This window comes from Microbacterium sp. gxy059 (assembly GCF_050958665.1).
Taxonomy (GTDB): domain Bacteria; phylum Actinomycetota; class Actinomycetes; order Actinomycetales; family Microbacteriaceae; genus Microbacterium.
Genome location: NZ_JAMXWT010000019.1, coordinates 18,510 through 33,773, shown reverse-complemented (window position 1 = coordinate 33,773; position 15,264 = coordinate 18,510). Strand labels below are relative to the sequence as shown.

Genomic DNA, 15,264 nt, shown 5'->3' with positions numbered 1-15,264 from the left:
ACAGCGATGTCAGATCCGCATCATCGACGCGAGGAGAACCGGTGAGAGACGCCAGTCGGTCGGACGCAACGAAGCCCCGACCCCCACGGAGAACTGCCATCGCCGCCCTGACGGCGGCTACCCTGGGCGCGGCCCTGCTGGCTCCGGCCGCCGCCGCGGCCGCCGAGGAGGGGACGACGACGTTCTCCTCCTCGTTCGAGGCGGACGACGCCGCGCCGGTGCTCTCCGGCACGGGCGATCCGCAGAACATCAGTGGCGACCGATTCGCCCCCGGCAGCGCCCTCCCCCTCGTCGACGAGGTGACCGCCTCCGACGAGAACCCGCCCCAGGAGACCGCCGACCGGCTGGCGGACGGCAGCGCCGCCTCCAAGTGGCTCGTCTTCGACGACGCCGCCTGGGCGCAGTACCGCCTCAGCGAGGGCGCCGCCCTCGAGGCCTACACCCTCACCTCCGGCAACGACGCTCCCGAGCGCGACCCCCGCGACTTCCGCCTGCTCGGGTCGCACGACGGCTCCGACTGGACGGTGCTCGACGAGCGCACCGGCGAGAGCTTCTCCAAGCGCGGCGAGACCCGCACCTTCGAGCTCGAGGAGCAGAGCGAGGCGTTCGCGTTCTACCGGCTCGACATCTCCGCCAACCAGTCCGGCGGGATCATCCAGCTCGCCGGCTGGGAGCCGGTGACCGACCTCGCCGCCGAGCGCACCCCCTCCGACCTCGCGCTCGACGTCCACGCCGGGCCCGCCGACTCCCACACGGCGAAGACCGGCGTCGGCTTCACGGGGGTGCAGGCCCTGCGCTACATGGGCGAGCACCTCGCCGACGGCCCCGCGTCGTCCTCGGGCGTGCTGTACGACGACCTCGACGTCGAGGTCGCTTCCGACACGCAGCTGTCGTACGTCGTCTTCCCCGAGCTCGACGACGCGCAGACCTATGCGTCGACGTTCGTCGCCGTCGACGTCGTGTTCGACGACGGCGAGGTGCTGTCGGCCACGGGAGCGACCGACACCCACGGCTTCGGCGCGGATGCGCGGTCGCAGGGATCCGCCAACGTGCTCTGGCCCGACCAGTGGAACCAGGTGACGGTCGACCTCGGCGCCTTCGCCGGGCGCACCGTCACGGGGCTGCTGCTCGACTACGACCACCCCGGCGCCGACGTGACGGGCGTCGAGCCCGCGGCGGCCGGCACCTCGGTGAGGGGGTGGATCGACGACGTCTCGATCGCCCCCGCCGAGCCGATCGATGCGTCCGACGGCCTCGTGTCGTACGTCGACACGCGCCGCGGCACGAACTCGTCCGGCGGGTTCTCGCGGGGCAACAACATCCCGGCGGCCGGCTGGCCGAACGGCTTCAACTTCGTGACGCCGATGACCGACGCCGACAACGTCGGATCCATCTACCAGTACCAGCGCTCCAACACGGCGCAGAACCTGCCGGCGCTCGAGGGCATCGGCTTCTCGCACCAGCCGAGCATCTGGATGGGCGACCGCAACCAGCTCGCGATCCTCCCCGCGGCCACGGGCGCCCCGACCTCGTCGCTCGACGACCGGCGCCTCCCGTTCCGGCATGAGAACGAGACCGCGCGGCCCGACCTGTACGCCGTGACCTTCGAGAACGGCATCTCGACCGAGGTCGTGCCGACCGACCACGGCGCGATCTACCGCTTCGCGTTCGAGGGCGACGACTCGTCGGTGCTCGTGGACCAGCTCGTCGACGACTCGAAGCTGTCCGTCGACGGCGACGTCGTCTCGGGCTGGGTCGACGGCGGATCCGGATACCCGGGGCGCACCCGCATGTTCGTCTACGGCACGTTCGACACGCAGCCCGTCGCCTCCGGCGAGACGCCGGAGGGCGACCGCGGGACCGCCCGCTACGCGGCCTTCGACACCTCGGAGGACCGCACGGTCGAGCTGCGGATCTCCTCGTCGTTCCTCTCGCAGGAGCAGGCCGAGCGCAACCACGAGCTCGAGCTCGACGGCGTCTCGTTCGACGACGCGCACGAGGCCGTGCGGACGGCGTGGAACGACCGCCTGGGCGTCGTGCACGACGTCGAGGGCGCGACGCAGGAGCAGCTCGTCACGCTCTACTCGAGCCTGTACCGGCTGAACCTCTACCCGAACTCGCAGTTCGAGAACGTCGGATCCGCCGATGACCCGCAGTACGCCTACGCCAGCCCCGTGTCCGACGTGGACGGGGACGCGACCGACACCGAGACGAACGCGCAGATCGTCGACGGCAAGGTGTACGTCAACAACGGCTTCTGGGACACCTACCGCACGGCGTGGCCGCTCTACGGGCTGCTCTATCCGGAGCTCTCGAACGAGCTCGTCGACGGCTTCGTGCAGCAGTACCGCGACGGCGGCTGGATCGCCCGGTGGTCGTCGCCCGGCTACGCGGACCTCATGACGGGCACGAGCTCCGACGTCGCCTTCGCCGAGGTGTACGCCACGGGCTCCCTCGACATCGACACGGCTCTCGACGCCTACGACGCGGCGCTCAAGAACGCCACGGTGCTGCCGACCTCCGACGCCGTGGGGCGCAAGGGGCTCGACCAGTCGATCTTCCTCGGCTACACCGAGTCGACCACCCACGAGAGCGCGTCGTGGGGGCTCGAGGGCTTCATCAACGACTACGGGATCGCCCGCATGGCCGCCTCGCTCGCAGACGACGAGCGCACGCCCGCCGATCGCGTCGACCGCCTGCGCGAGGAGGCCGCGTACTTCGAGGCCCGCGCGGCGCACTACGTGGAGATGTTCAACCCCGAGGCGGGCACCTTCACGGCCCGTCACGCCGACGGCAGCTGGGCCGAGGACGCCGACTTCGACAAGAAGCAGTGGGGCGGCGCCTTCACGGAGGCGAGCGCCTGGACGTTCGCGTTCCACGCGCCGCACGACGTCGACGGACTCGCCGCCCTCTATGGGGGACGCCAGGGGCTGGTCGACGAGCTCCACGCGTTCCTGACCGAGCGCGAGCGCGCCGACTACTCCGGCATCCACGAAGCGCGGGAGGCGCGCGACGTGCGCCTCGGCATGCTCGGCATGTCGAACCAGGTGGCGCACCACATCCCGTACGTGCTCGCCGAGGCGGGCGACCCCTCCGGCGCGCAGGAGCTGATCCGCGACATCCAGAATCGGCTGTTCGTCGGATCCGAGATCGGACAGGGCTACCCGGGCGACGAGGACAACGGAGAGTTCTCGGCCTGGTACGTGTTCTCGGCCCTCGGGTTCTACCCGCTCGAGAACGGCTCCGGGAACTACACGGTGGGAACGCCGCTGTTCGACCGCGCGACCCTGACGATCGGCGATCACGACGTCGTCGTGAGCGCGCCGGGCGCGTCGGAGGGCAAGACGTACGTCGCGGGCGTCGAGATCGACGGCCAGCCGGTCGACGAGACGACCTTCGACGGCGACCTCCTCCGGTCCGGCGGCGAGATCTCGTTCGCGATGAGCGACGAGCCGAGCGACTGGGGCGCGAAGGACCTCGGCGAGGACGTCGCGACCCCGGAGAAGCTCGTGGACGCCACGGCGGCGGGGCGCGGCACGCTCACCTCGGTGGACGACGCCGATGTGCGCGGGCTCGTCGACGACGCGATGACGTCGTCCGCGACGTTCGAGAGCGGATCCGCGGAGCTCCTCTGGACCTCCCGCTCCGGCCCCGTGCGCGTCGGCCAGTACACGCTCACGGGCACGGACCCCGACACCGCGCCCGCGAGCTGGACGCTGTCCGGATCCGTCGACGGGAAGACGTGGACCGAGCTCGACCGGCGCGAGGGGGAGGCGTTCGCGTGGGACACGCAGACGCGTCCGTTCTCGGTCGCCGACGAGGGCGCGTTCACGCAGCTGAAGCTCGAGGTCTCCTCGGGCGACGCCGAGCTCTCCCTCGCCGAGATCGAGCTCTTCGCCACGGCCGACGCCTCGGACGGGCTCGACGTGACGGGTGCCGACTCGCAGCGCGTGCACGTCGATGAGCTGTTCGACCGCCCGATCGCGACGATCGTGGGCGAGGAGGACGACGCCTCCGGCTACGAGGTGACGGTCGACTACGGCGACGGATCGGACGCGCCGGAGGTCTCGCTCGTGCGCGACGACCTCGGCGGGTGGCGCGTCGTCGCGCCGCACACCTTCACGGCGCCCGGAGCCTACGACGCGGCCATCACGGTGCGCGATTCGGCGGGATCCGTCGCGACCGCGACGTCGCGCGTCACGGTCTTCCGCGATCAGACGCTCGTCGGCCAGTTCAACGGCGTCTGCATCGGAGACCTCGGCGAGCAGGCGGCCGACTGCGACGGCCAGGGGCACGGCTACCCCCGCGACAAGCTCGCGGACGACGGCTTCGTGCAGGGCGAGACCCTGCCGATCCCCGACACCGAGCTGACCTACGACCTCCCGGCGATCCCGGCGGGCGAGCCCGACAACCTGACGGGCGAGGGGCAGACGGTGAGCCTCGACCTCGGCGAGGGCGCCACGCAGATCGCGTTCGTCGGCACCGCGACGGAGGACCAGCGGGATCCGGAGGCGACGCTGCGCTTCTCCGACGGATCCGAGCAGGCCGTTCCGATCGCCTTCGGCGACTGGGTCGGCGCGTCGGCGGATCCGGCCTTCGGCAACAGCGTGATCGCCGTGTCGGAGGGGCGCCTGAGCGGGAAGGACGCCGAGTCGTCGATCAAGAACACCGCGATCTACGCGACCGCGCCGGTCGACCTCGACCGGGACGACGACGGCGAGCCCAAGACCGTGACCTCGCTTACGATGCCGCAGGAGGAGGGCGACCTCGCCTCCGACGGCCGCGTGCACGTGTTCGCGATCGCCTCCGACGGGGAGCGCGCGGCCGCCGAGCCGCTCGCGATCGAGCCCGCCGCGGTCGACGCGCAGACGACGGGCGAGCCGTTCGAGGCGCTGCTGGCGACGACGACCGGCGGCGCCGAGGAGCAGACCGCGATCGTGAACTGGGGCGACGGATCCCCGGTCCAGGCGGTCGAGGTCGCGGACGGCGAGGTGATCGCGGAGCACACCTACGACGACGCGGGCGAGTACGCCGTCGTCGTCACGGTCGACGACGGGATCGTCTCGGCCGAGGCGGCCCTGGAGATCCTCGTAGAGGACGCCGTGCCGGAGTACGCGCCCGAGATCGCGGTCGATCCGGCCGAGGTCGCGCCGGGCGACGGCTTCCGCGTGACGGGCACCGGCTTCGCGCCGGACGAGGCGGTGTCGATCGCCCTCGGCGAGGGCGACCAGGCGGATGTCCGCTCCGACGACGACGGCGCGGTCTCGGCCGACCTCGTCGTGCCGGACGACGCATCGGACGGCGCCTACGCGGTCGTCGCGGTGGGCGACGTCTCCCAGCAGGAGGCGACGGCCGAGATCCGCGTGACCTCGCCGACCCCGGCCGCGCAGGCGACCGCGACCTCGCTCGCGGCCGAGGCGGACGATCCCGTCGCCGGAGACGTCGTGCGGCTCGTCGCGACGGTGGATCCCGGATCCGCCGCGGGGCAGGTGACGTTCCTCGAGGGCGACGATCCGGTCGGATCGGCGACCGCCTCCGGCGGCGTCGCGTCGGTCGACGTGCGGGTCGAGACGTCGGGCGCGCACACGTTCACGGCGGTCTTCGCCCCGGACGACCCGGACGCCTACGAGGGCTCCGCGTCGGACGCGGTCACGATCGAGGTCGGCGATGCGCCGGTGCTCGACGCGCGGCTGACGCTCAGCGCCGACAGCGTGGCGCAGGGCGGATCCGTCGAGGCGACGGCGCGCGGGTTCGCGGCCGGCGAGACGGTGACGCTCACCCTGCACTCCGATCCGGTGCAGGTCGCGGAGGCGACGGCCGACGGCCAGGGCGGGTTCCGGATCGACGTCGCGATCCCCGCGTCGACGACCGTCGGAGACCACACGCTCGTCGCGGAGGGCGCCGACTCCGGCCTCACGGCCGAGGCGTCGCTCGCCGTGACGTCGACGACGCCCGAGCCGCTCCCGCCGACCGGCGGGGACATCGGCGGCACGGTGGCGATCGCCGTGATCGCGCTGCTGCTCCTCGGCGCGGTGCTCTGGATCCTGGCGCGGCGACGCCTCGCCCGCTGATCGCCTGCGGCGCGGCCCGGCTCCCCTCTTCGGGGAGCCGGGCCGCGCCGTCGTCCGTCAGTCGGCGAGCAGCGCGCGCACGCGCGGGGCCACCTCGGCGCCGTACAGCTCGATCGAGCGCATCGCCAGCTCGTGCGGCAGGTGACCGCTCGAGTACTTCAGGGAGAACCGGGAGGCGCCGAGCGACCGCATCGTGTCGGCGATGCGCCGGGCGACGGATTCGGGGGATCCCACCATGAGAGCGCCGCCGATCGCGTCCGCGTCGAAGCGCTCCCGCGACATCGGCAGGAAGCCGCGTTCGCGCGCCAGCCGGTCCATGACCTTGGAGAAGTGCGGCCAGAAGAGGTCGCGCGCCTCCTCGTCGGTCTCGGCGATGAAGCCGGGCGAGTGCACGCCGACGGGCTGCGCGGCGAAGCCGCGCTCGGCCAGCGTGCGGCGGTGCAGGTCGGCGAACGGCGCGAAGCGCGCGGGGCCCTCCGATGATGGCGAGCATCACCGGCAGTCCGTGGCGCGCGGCGCGCGCGATCGACTCCGGGCTGCCGCCCACCGCGACCCACGCGGGCAGAGGCGTCTCGACGGCCGGATGCACGCGCTGATCCGACAGCGGCGCGCGGGTCGTGCCCTCCCAGGTCACCGGATCGTTCGTCAGGAGCTTCGAGAAGAGCCCGAGGCGATCGTCGAAGAGCTCCTCGTAGCGTTCGAGGGGCAGGCCGAACAGCGGGAAGGACTCCGTGTAGGCGCCGCGACTGACGATGATCTCGGCGCGCCCGTCCGTCAGCCCCTGCAGCGTCGCGAACCGCTCGTCGACCCGCACGGGGTCGTCCGAGCTGAGGAACGTGACGGCGCTTCTCGATCCGGCGGGGCGCGTCGGCGGGCACGATCAGACCAGGGCCTCGGCGCGGGCGGATCCGACGTGGGACACGACGGCGCGGACGGTCTCGTCGAGGCGCGTCTCGAGTCCCGCCTCGGCGGTGTGCAGCAGGTGCGCGGACGAGACGGGGCCGCCGGCGAACTCGAACACGCCGTGATCGACGACGGTGCGGATCGCCTCGCGGTAGCCGTGCGCGTCGTAGGTCTCGGGGGCGTTGCCGCCGAGGCGCACGAGGTGCACGTCGCGCTCGGCGATGGCGGTCGCCTGGTCGGTGCCGAAGGCCCAGCCGAAGGTCAGCACGCGATCGAGCCAGCCCTTCATGAGGGCGGGCATGCCCCACCAGTAGACGGGGTGGACGAACACGAGGGCGTCGGCGCGCTCGACGCGCTCCTGCTCGCGGAGGACGTCGTCGGGGATCCCGCCCGCGCCGCGCAGCACGGCGAGGTCGGCGTCTCCGTAGCGCGGGTCGAACCCCTCGGCGGCGAGATCCGCGATCTCGGCGGTGCCTCCGGAGGCGACGAGGCCGTCGGCGATGCGCCGCGCGGTCGACGCGGTCAGCGAAGCGGGGTCGGGGTGGGCGAAGAGAACGAGCGTGTGCATGGGCGGCGCCTTTCCGCGTTAGAGTGGGAGCAAGATTGGTTACCAACCGTAACTTACGAAGAGTAAGTTGCTATCCCGGCCGAAGGGACTCCCATGAGCGACGCAGGAACCCCCACCCGCCGGAGGATGTCCTACGACGAGCGGCACCTGCAGCTGCGCGAGACGGCGCGCGCCCTCATCCGAGACGAGGGAACCGACGCCTTCACGCTCGCGCGCCTGGCCGATCGCGCGGGGGTCACCAAGCCGCTCGTCTACCAGCACTTCGGCACGCGCTCCGCCGTGCTCGTCGAGCTGTACCGCGAGTTCAAGGGGCGCGCCCACCTCGCCCTCGATGCGGCGCTCGCCACGACGGGCGACGACCTCGACGAGGTCGCCCGGGTCATCGCCGACGCCTATCTCGATTGCATCGACGCCGAGAGCACGGAGGTGCCCGGGGTGGGCGGCGCGCTGTCGGGATCCGCCGAGCTCGAGGATCTGCGGCAGGAGGCGGACGACGCCTTCAGCGCGCGCTGCCGCGCGGCGCTCGCCCCGTCCTCGCCCGACGGCGGCGTCCCGGACGCGGCGCTGCACGTGATCCTCGGCGCCGCCGACGCGCTCGCCCGCGCGATCCTGCGCGGACGCATCGGGTTCGACGACGCGCGCCGCGCGCTCGCGAAGACCGTCGCGGGCGTCGTATGACGCATCGCGCCGCCTCCGTCGTCGTCATCGGCGCGGGGCAGGCGGGGCTCTCCGCTGGCCACCACCTGCGACTCCGCGGGTTCGCGAGCGCTCTCGCCGAGCCGGGCGCGTCCCGCACCGTCGTGATGCTCGACGCGGGCGAGGCTCCTGGCGGCGCCTGGCGGCACCGGTGGTCGTCGCTCACGATGTCCACGGTGAACGGCATCTTCGACCTCCCCGACTTCCCGCAGCCCGCCGTCGACCCGGACGAGCCGAGCCGCGACGCCGTGCCGCGCTACTTCGCGGCCTTCGAGCGCGCGGAGGATCTCCCGATCGTCCGGCCCGTCGCCGTGGAGGCGGTTCGCCGCGCCGACCGGGATCCGCGCGGTCCCCTCCTCGTCGAGACGAATCGCGGCACCTGGCGGGCCCGGGCGGTCGTCAACGCGACGGGAACGTGGACGAATCCCGTGATCCCGGACCTGCCGGGGCGCGCGCTGTTCCGCGGCGCGCAGCTGCACACCCGCGACTACGTCGGAGCCTCGACGTTCGCAGGCCAGCGGGTCGCGATCGTGGGCGGCGGCATCTCGGCCGTGCAGCACCTCGACGAGATCTCCCGCGTGGCCGAGACCCGGTGGTACACGCGGAGGGAGCCGGTGTTCCGCGACGGGGCGTTCCGCCCCGAGATCGAGGGGCGCGAGACGATCGCGCGCGTCACCGCGGCCGCCGAGGCGGGGGAGCCGCCGCGGAGCATCGTCTCGTACACGGGGCTGCTGTGGAACGATCACGCGATCGCCGCCCGCGACCGCGGCGCGCTCGTGCGTCACCCGATGTTCGCCCGGATCGAGCCGGAGGGCGTGCGCGAGGCCGACGGATCCCTCACCCCGCTCGAGGCGATCCTCTGGGCCACGGGCTTCGCGCCCGCGCTCGGGCATCTGGATCCGCTGGGCCTGCGCAGCTCCGCGGGCGGGGTCGTCGTGCGCGGCACGCGCGTCGTCGCCGACCCGCGCGTGCACCTCGTGGGCTACGGCCCGTCGCAGTCGACCGTCGGCGCCAACCGCGCGGGCCGCGACGCCGCCCGCGAGATCGCGCGGCGGCTCGACGACGGGTGAGCGGGGTTCACGGCTGCGGGGGCTGCAGCCGTGCGATCTCCTCGCGTCGCGTCTCCCTCAGCCAGGCCGGGTACACCCAGAGCGGAGGGAACCGTCGCCGCCAGCCGAGGAAGCCGGCGAAGCCGATGATGCCGGTCTGGACGAGGACGAGGGCGACCGCGAGCCCCGTGCCGGTGACGGGCGTGTAGAGGGGGCCCAGGATGGCCAGGACGCCGAGCGCGAAGAGCAGCTCGGCGATGCGGGGTGCGTAGACCAGCGCGAACTGATCGTATGCGGGGCGATCGTCCGGCCACGGGAGACGGTCGCGCACCCACCAGCGCGCGGCGGGGGACCGGCCGGCCCGCCACCAGCAGCTGAGCACGACGAACACCGCGCTCCCGGCGAAGGCGCCGATGCTCACGGCGATCTCCGCCGGTGCCAGGCCGTTCGTCATGCTCCCATGGTGTCATGCGCCCCCTGCTCGGCTTCGCGCGGGCGCTCGCCCGGCCGGGGACGACGGCGCCGCACGCGAGCCGTCAGCCGCCGCCCCCGTCGGTCGCCACCGTGTATCTGCGGCTGTCGGGGTCGAAGCGAAGGGGGTGATCCGGATCGGGCTCGATGAGGATCCGCTCGCGCGACCTCCGTCGCCGGCGGATCGTCGCGACGAAGACGAGCAGCGGCTCGCCCTCGAGGGGCACCCTCTCGGGGTCCGCCTCCATGCGGGCGGCGACGATGCGGGTTCCCTCCGGCGTCTCGAACCCGACGCGCACCGAGAACTGGCTCAGATCCCCGATGCGGCTGTGTCGGAAGTCGAGCTCCTCCAGCCGGCCGGCGTGGCGCGTGCCCGTGTCGCGGATCGCCGCGATCCGCCGCTGCGTCCTCACCGCCAAGGAGAGCGAGAACGGGAAGGCGATGAGGAGCAGGAGCGTCGCGAGCGCGGCGAGGCCGAGGAGGATCAGGTGGATCTGCGTGTCGGTCAGGTCCGCGTATCCCGCGGTCGGGGAGCGCTCCTGATGTAGTCGATGTCGATTCGGAGATGGATCAGGAGCGCGATGAGGAACGCCGCGGCGATGACGAGCGCCGCCACGACCATGGGGAACCCGAGCTGACCGTACTGCTCCATGGCGCGCCTCTGGAACCCGAAGGTCGGGCCGAGCAGGACCATCATGAGGGTCGCGAGGATCACGATCGCCCACCACCACCCGTGCGCGGTGAGATCTCGGGTGGGCGGCGACGCGATGGGGTCGACGAGCCTCGGCAGAGCGAGGAACGCGAAGCCGATCCAGAAGACGAAGGTGACGGCGAGCCGGGCGACCATGCTCCCGGTGAAGCGCCCGGGCTTCGCGCCCGGCCTCTGCGAGGTGATGCTCGACCCCCTGTGCTCGGTCGAGAAGATCGGTCCGTCGATCCACCACTCGCCGTGCGGGTCGCTCGCTTCGCTCGGCTCGTCAGGCCCGTCGGGCGCCGAGTCGACCGCGGGGAATGCGTCGTCGTGGGGAGGTGCGCCCGTCATGGACCCCTCCCTCGCCGTCCGCGTCGCCGCCCCGGTGCACGGACAGGGGCGCGCGTGATCTTATCGGACGCGAGCGATCGGAACGTCGCCGCGCCTCTTCTGCGCGCGCCGTCGTCTGCGATCGATCCCGCCGATCGTCGTGAGGGAAGTGGGCCCAGTGGGGCTCGAACCCACGACCCGCGGATTAAAAGTCCGATGCTCTGCCAGCTGAGCTATAGGCCCGCCTCCACTTTAGTCGCCGTGCTTGGTAGCTTCTGACCATGACGGAGCAGCGGCGCTTCACCCCCGAGCACCTCGCCTCCGCGCGCGAGTGGTTCGACGAGGTCCTGGACGCGGCGCGGGCGGTGCACGTGCGGGGCGAGCGCCGCGCCGCGGAGGGGATCCTGATGTCGCTCGACCGCTGGCTCACCGATCGCGGCGTCGCGACGCGCGAGCCGAGCCCCCTCACCGAGCTGACGATGGTCGTCGAGGCGATCATCGGCGACAACGTGCTGCGGCGCGCCGACGCGGGCGTCTACACGCGGGAGGCCTCGGTGCTCGGCAATCCGCTCGGCGCCCACCTCGCGCTCACCTTCGACGACGCCGACCGGCTCGGACACGCGGTGCTCGACGCCCTCGACGCGCGCTGAACGGCCGCGAGGCGTCTGAGGGATCGCGATCCCTCTGACGCCTCGCACCTCACGGAGCGGCGGACCTCAGCGCACGCGCAGCGCGCCCGGCTGCACCTCGATCTCGATGCGGGAAGCCTTGCCCAGGTCGTCGCCGTCGACCTCGATGACGCGAGGCTCCTCCAGCTCCACCGCGATCGACGTCACGCGCTGGTGGAGCGTCGTGGCGCTGCTCTCGGCCTTCCCTCCCGGGGAGAGGAGGCGCTTCAGGCCGTTGTCCCACACCATGTTCTTCATCGTGTCGAGCCAGCCGCCGAGGCCCTCCGCGTCGATCGCGAGCACGTCGAGCTCGCCGTCGGACGGATCCGCGTCGGGAAGCAGCGTGATGCCGCCCTGCACGGTGCCGCAGCTGCCGACGATCAGCGTGTGCGCCTCGGTGTCGGTCTCGTCGCCGCCGTCGACCGACACGCGCAGGCCGACGACCTCGCTCGCCGAGACGGCGCGACCCAGCGACTCGACGTAGGCGAGCCAGCCCGCCCGATCCTTCAGATCGTCGTCGGTCTCGGTGATCATGTGCGCGTCGATGCCGAAGCCCGCCATGACCGCGAAGCCCCAGCGCCCCTCCTCGCCGTCGATCTCCGCGCGCAGCCAGCCGAGGTCGATCGCCCGCGCCTCGCCGGCGAGGGCCCGGGCGAACGCGCCCGCGAGGTCGTCGATCGGCACCTCGAGGTTGCGTGCCAGCAGATTGCCGGTGCCGAGCGGCGCGATCGCCAGCTCCACGTCGCCGTCGCTCTCCGCGAGGCGCTCGGCCACCGCCCGGACCGTGCCGTCGCCTCCCGCCGCCACGACGACGTCGGCGCCGGCCTCGATCGCCTCCGCTGCCGCGCCGCGACCCGGGTCGTCGACGGACGTCTCGACCCACGTGATCCGCGGATCCGCGTCAGCGGTCTCGAGGGCCTCGCGGAGGGCTCTCTCGAGCTCCTCCTTCGAGGTCTTGGACGGGTTCCAGACGATGCCGAGGTGCGAAGCGGCCACGGGAGTTCCTCTCGAATCAGGACGGTGCCCTCCTATTCTCCCGCGTCCTCCGGCCCGCGGGGAAGACCAGAAGAGGTCCTCGCCCGCGCGCCCGATCCGCCGCGCAGCTCGGGCCAGTCCGCGAGGTCGCGGCGCAGCTGCCGATCGTGCGTCGCGACGATCACCGCGCACCGGAGGGAGCGCAGGGCGTCGGTCAGCTCCTCGACGAGCGCCATCGAGAGGTGGTTGGTCGGCTCGTCGAGGAGCAGCGCGTCCGGCCGCTCCGCGAGGCGCAGCGCGAGCTCGAGCCGCCGACGCTGCCCCTCGGAGAGATCCCGCACGCGGGTGCCCCGCGCCGACGCGTCGAGGAGCCCGTATGCGGACAGCGCCGTCTCCTCGCCTCCGGAGATCCGGCGCGCGGAGAGGAGGCGACCCGTGTGGCGGCGGAACGCCTCGGCCGCCGTCACCTCGTCGTCTGGCGTCTCGGTCTCCTGCGCCACGAGCGCGATGCGCGCGCCGTCCGCGGCGCGCACCGACCCGGATCCGGGGACGATCCGCCCCGCGAGCAAGCCGAGGAGCGTCGACTTCCCCGCGCCGTTCGGCCCCGTGAGCAGCAGCCGGTCGCCCGCGGAGAGGGCGAGGGAGACGGGAGCGTCCAGGCGGCCGGGGAGCGACGCCTCCGCGGCGGTCAGCAGCACGCCCCGGCGCGGCCGCCAGACGGGGACGCGGAGCGAGAGCGGCGGCTCGGGCACCGTCACGCGGTGCGCCTCCAGCGCCTCCTGATCGCGGCGCAGCGCCTGGACGACCCCCGGCGCGTGCGACTGACGCTGATGCTTCCCCGTGCCCTTCGGCGGGCGCCACCCCGTCGACAGCCGCGACCGCGCCTCCGACACCGCCTGGGCGAGGCGCGCGTGCTCCCGCACCTGCTCGTCGTGCTCCGCCACCCAGCGCTCGCGCTCGGCATCGCGGCCCGAGATCCATCCGTCGTACCCGCCGCCGTACGAGCGCGGACGGCCGTCGCGCGTCGGATCGAGATCGAGCACCGTCGTCGCGACGTCGCGCAGGAGCGCGCGGTCGTGGCTGACGACCGCGGATCCTCCCGCGTGGGAGCGGAGCGCCTCCGTGAGGAAGTCGAGCCCCGCCCGGTCGAGGTGGTTGGTCGGCTCGTCGAGCAGCAGGAGGTCGTGCCGTGCGCCCAGCACGCAGGCGAGGCGCACGCGATAGCGCTGCCCGACGGACAGCGTGGCGAGCGGACGGGCGCGATCGGTCTCCGCGCCCAGCGCGTCGAGGGCGATGTCGACCCGGCGGTCGGCGTCCCACGCGTCGAAGCGGACCGCGGCGTCGAGCGCGCCCGCGTACGCGTCATCCGCGCCGGGCGTCCCGTCGACGAGCAGCGCGGAGGCCTCCTCGAGGGCGCGCAGGGCGGCGCGCGCTCCGCTCAGCTCGCGGTCGATCGCGTCCCCCACCGTGAGGGCGACGCCGCCCTGCGCGGTGGGCATCTCCTGCTCGACCACGCCGATCGTGCCGATGCGCCTGACGGATCCCGCGTCGGGGGAGAGGGCGCCGGTCATCGTTCTCAGGAGGGTCGTCTTGCCTCGGCCGTTCTCGCCGACGATCGCGAGGCGCGTCCCCGGCGAGACGACGGCGTCGACCGCGGTGAGGATCGGCCTTCCGCCGAGCGAGACCGAGACGTCGGAGAGGGAGAGATGAGCGGCCGGTCCCGCCGGCAGCTCGAGGGACGGCAGGGGAGAGGATGCAGAGGTCATGAAGGGGCTCCTTCGTCGTGAAGAGGAGCCGGACGACGGCGCGCAGAAGGGCGCGGTGAACGGAAGGATCGCCGCCCGGCGAGGATGATCAGGCGACGGCGGCGCAGCGAGGTTCGCGTGCGCGGCGGAGCGATCAGGCGCTCGACCCGCCGATCAGAGCGGGGAGCGGGAAGAGGGGTCCGCGGCCGTCAGGCGCGCGCCCAGGGGCGCGCCACGGCGGCGGTTCCGGCGATCAGCATGTCCACAGTCTATCGGACGCCGCTGGGTGCGGATCCGGTCCGCGGCGCCGTCCGCGCGCGTAGCCTGGGGGCACGATGCCGAGCGACCACCCGAAGCCCGTCCTGCGCCCGTCCGACATGTTCGACCGTCTGTTCGAATCCGAGGACCCGGCGGAGGTCTCGCGCGCCGCCCACATGACCGCCCAGACGCTGCTCGCCCGCGTGCGCCGCGACCAGGATCCGGAGGTCGTCGAGCGCCTCATCGGCTTCGCCTCCGCCCACGGCGTCGACGACATCGCGCAGCTCTGGGCCCGCTCGCCCGCCGCGTCACTCCCCGGCGCCCTGTGGCGCCTCTACCTCGTCCAGCTCAGCATCCACCGCGACCCGCACACGGCCTCGCTGCTGTATGAGCGCGGGCGCCGGCAGCTGCCGACGGCCGATCCGATCGTCGCCGGCGCGCCCGACCCCGCGCGGCCCGACGAGCTCGTGCTGCTGATCGACACGATCATGCGGGGCGTGTTCACCGGCGATCTCGCGGTGGCCCTCGACCGCACGGCGGCGTTCTGCCGCGTCGAGGCCTCGGGGGCGACGCACCTCGCCGACGACCACGAGACCACGGAGCCGGAGCGCTCGACCGCCCTCACCCGGCGCGCCCTGCGCCTGGCGGCCTTCGCGGAGGAGCTGCGGGTCGCGGCGCGGCTGTGGCGCCTCGGCGACCTCTCCTGAGATCGCGGCTCCGCCGCGCCCGGACAGCAAGGCGCCGGGCCGCGGAAAACGCCTCTCGGCGGAAGGCCGCTCGAAGCGGCAAGAGTTGGAGCCCGGGGTTTTGACCGCGACCCGGCGCATTCCAGTGTAACG

Annotated in this window: 11 protein-coding genes, 1 tRNA gene and 1 pseudogene; 5 read left to right on the top strand and 8 right to left on the bottom strand. The window is 73.1% G+C overall.

Annotation, left to right across the window (positions count from 1 at the left end; all coding sequences use genetic code 11):
• The first annotated feature begins 41 nt into the window (after positions 1 to 41).
• Positions 42 to 6,071, top strand: a complete 6,030-nt coding sequence (locus NHL53_RS11275; RefSeq protein ID WP_433776962.1) for a GH92 family glycosyl hydrolase — start codon at positions 42 to 44, stop codon at positions 6,069 to 6,071.
• Positions 6,072 to 6,315: 244 nt separating this feature from the next.
• On the opposite strand, the pseudogene NHL53_RS11270 reads toward NHL53_RS11275, so the two are convergent.
• Both NHL53_RS11270 and NHL53_RS11265 read right to left on the bottom strand, forming a co-directional pair.
• Positions 6,316 to 6,885: pseudogene (locus tag NHL53_RS11270) on the bottom strand (LLM class flavin-dependent oxidoreductase); the annotation flags it as partial.
• Positions 6,886 to 6,951: 66 nt separating this feature from the next.
• Complete coding sequence (locus NHL53_RS11265) at positions 6,952 to 7,542, bottom strand: NAD(P)H-dependent oxidoreductase (protein ID WP_433776961.1); 591 nt, start codon at positions 7,540 to 7,542, stop codon at positions 6,952 to 6,954.
• 93 nt (positions 7,543 to 7,635) lie between these two features.
• Between NHL53_RS11265 and NHL53_RS11260 the strand changes: the two genes are divergently transcribed.
• Positions 7,636 to 8,220, top strand: a complete 585-nt coding sequence (locus tag NHL53_RS11260) for a TetR/AcrR family transcriptional regulator (RefSeq protein WP_433776960.1) — start codon at positions 7,636 to 7,638, stop codon at positions 8,218 to 8,220.
• Complete coding sequence (locus NHL53_RS11255; RefSeq protein ID WP_433776959.1) at positions 8,217 to 9,308, top strand: NAD(P)-binding domain-containing protein; 1,092 nt, start codon at positions 8,217 to 8,219, stop codon at positions 9,306 to 9,308. Before NHL53_RS11260 ends, NHL53_RS11255 begins: the two co-directional genes overlap by 4 nt.
• Positions 9,309 to 9,315: 7 nt before the next feature.
• Here NHL53_RS11255 and NHL53_RS11250 read toward each other — a convergent pair whose 3' ends face one another.
• From NHL53_RS11250 to NHL53_RS11235, 4 genes are all read right to left on the bottom strand, one after another.
• On the bottom strand, positions 9,316 to 9,741 hold the full coding sequence (locus tag NHL53_RS11250) for a hypothetical protein (RefSeq protein WP_433776958.1): 426 nt from the start codon (positions 9,739 to 9,741) through the stop codon (positions 9,316 to 9,318).
• Positions 9,742 to 9,823: 82 nt separating this feature from the next.
• Positions 9,824 to 10,171, bottom strand: coding sequence for a hypothetical protein (locus tag NHL53_RS11245; protein ID WP_433776957.1), 348 nt, complete (start codon positions 10,169 to 10,171; stop codon positions 9,824 to 9,826).
• A gap of 92 nt (positions 10,172 to 10,263) precedes the next feature.
• Positions 10,264 to 10,800: a hypothetical protein gene (locus NHL53_RS11240; RefSeq protein WP_433776956.1), complete on the bottom strand. Its 537-nt coding sequence runs from the start codon at positions 10,798 to 10,800 to the stop codon at positions 10,264 to 10,266.
• A gap of 149 nt (positions 10,801 to 10,949) precedes the next feature.
• Positions 10,950 to 11,022, bottom strand: a tRNA-Lys gene (locus NHL53_RS11235).
• A 38-nt stretch (positions 11,023 to 11,060) separates the two neighbouring features.
• On the opposite strand from NHL53_RS11235, the gene NHL53_RS11230 reads away from it, so the two are divergent.
• Positions 11,061 to 11,429 (top strand): hypothetical protein, encoded by a 369-nt coding sequence (locus tag NHL53_RS11230; RefSeq protein WP_433776955.1) that lies wholly within the window; start codon positions 11,061 to 11,063, stop codon positions 11,427 to 11,429.
• Positions 11,430 to 11,495: 66 nt separating this feature from the next.
• Here the strand turns inward: NHL53_RS11230 and NHL53_RS11225 are convergent, their stop codons facing one another.
• Both NHL53_RS11225 and NHL53_RS11220 read right to left on the bottom strand, forming a co-directional pair.
• Entirely contained in the window at positions 11,496 to 12,443 is a 948-nt protein-coding gene (locus NHL53_RS11225; RefSeq protein WP_433776954.1) for a diacylglycerol/lipid kinase family protein, read from the bottom strand.
• Positions 12,444 to 12,475: 32 nt separating this feature from the next.
• Complete coding sequence (locus NHL53_RS11220) at positions 12,476 to 14,188, bottom strand: ABC-F family ATP-binding cassette domain-containing protein (protein ID WP_433776953.1); 1,713 nt, start codon at positions 14,186 to 14,188, stop codon at positions 12,476 to 12,478.
• 314 nt (positions 14,189 to 14,502) lie between these two features.
• Here NHL53_RS11220 and NHL53_RS11215 point away from each other — a divergent pair, with 314 nt between their 5' ends.
• Positions 14,503 to 15,132: a DNA-directed RNA polymerase subunit beta gene (locus tag NHL53_RS11215; RefSeq protein ID WP_433776952.1), complete on the top strand. Its 630-nt coding sequence runs from the start codon at positions 14,503 to 14,505 to the stop codon at positions 15,130 to 15,132.
• Positions 15,133 to 15,264 lie beyond the last annotated feature (132 nt).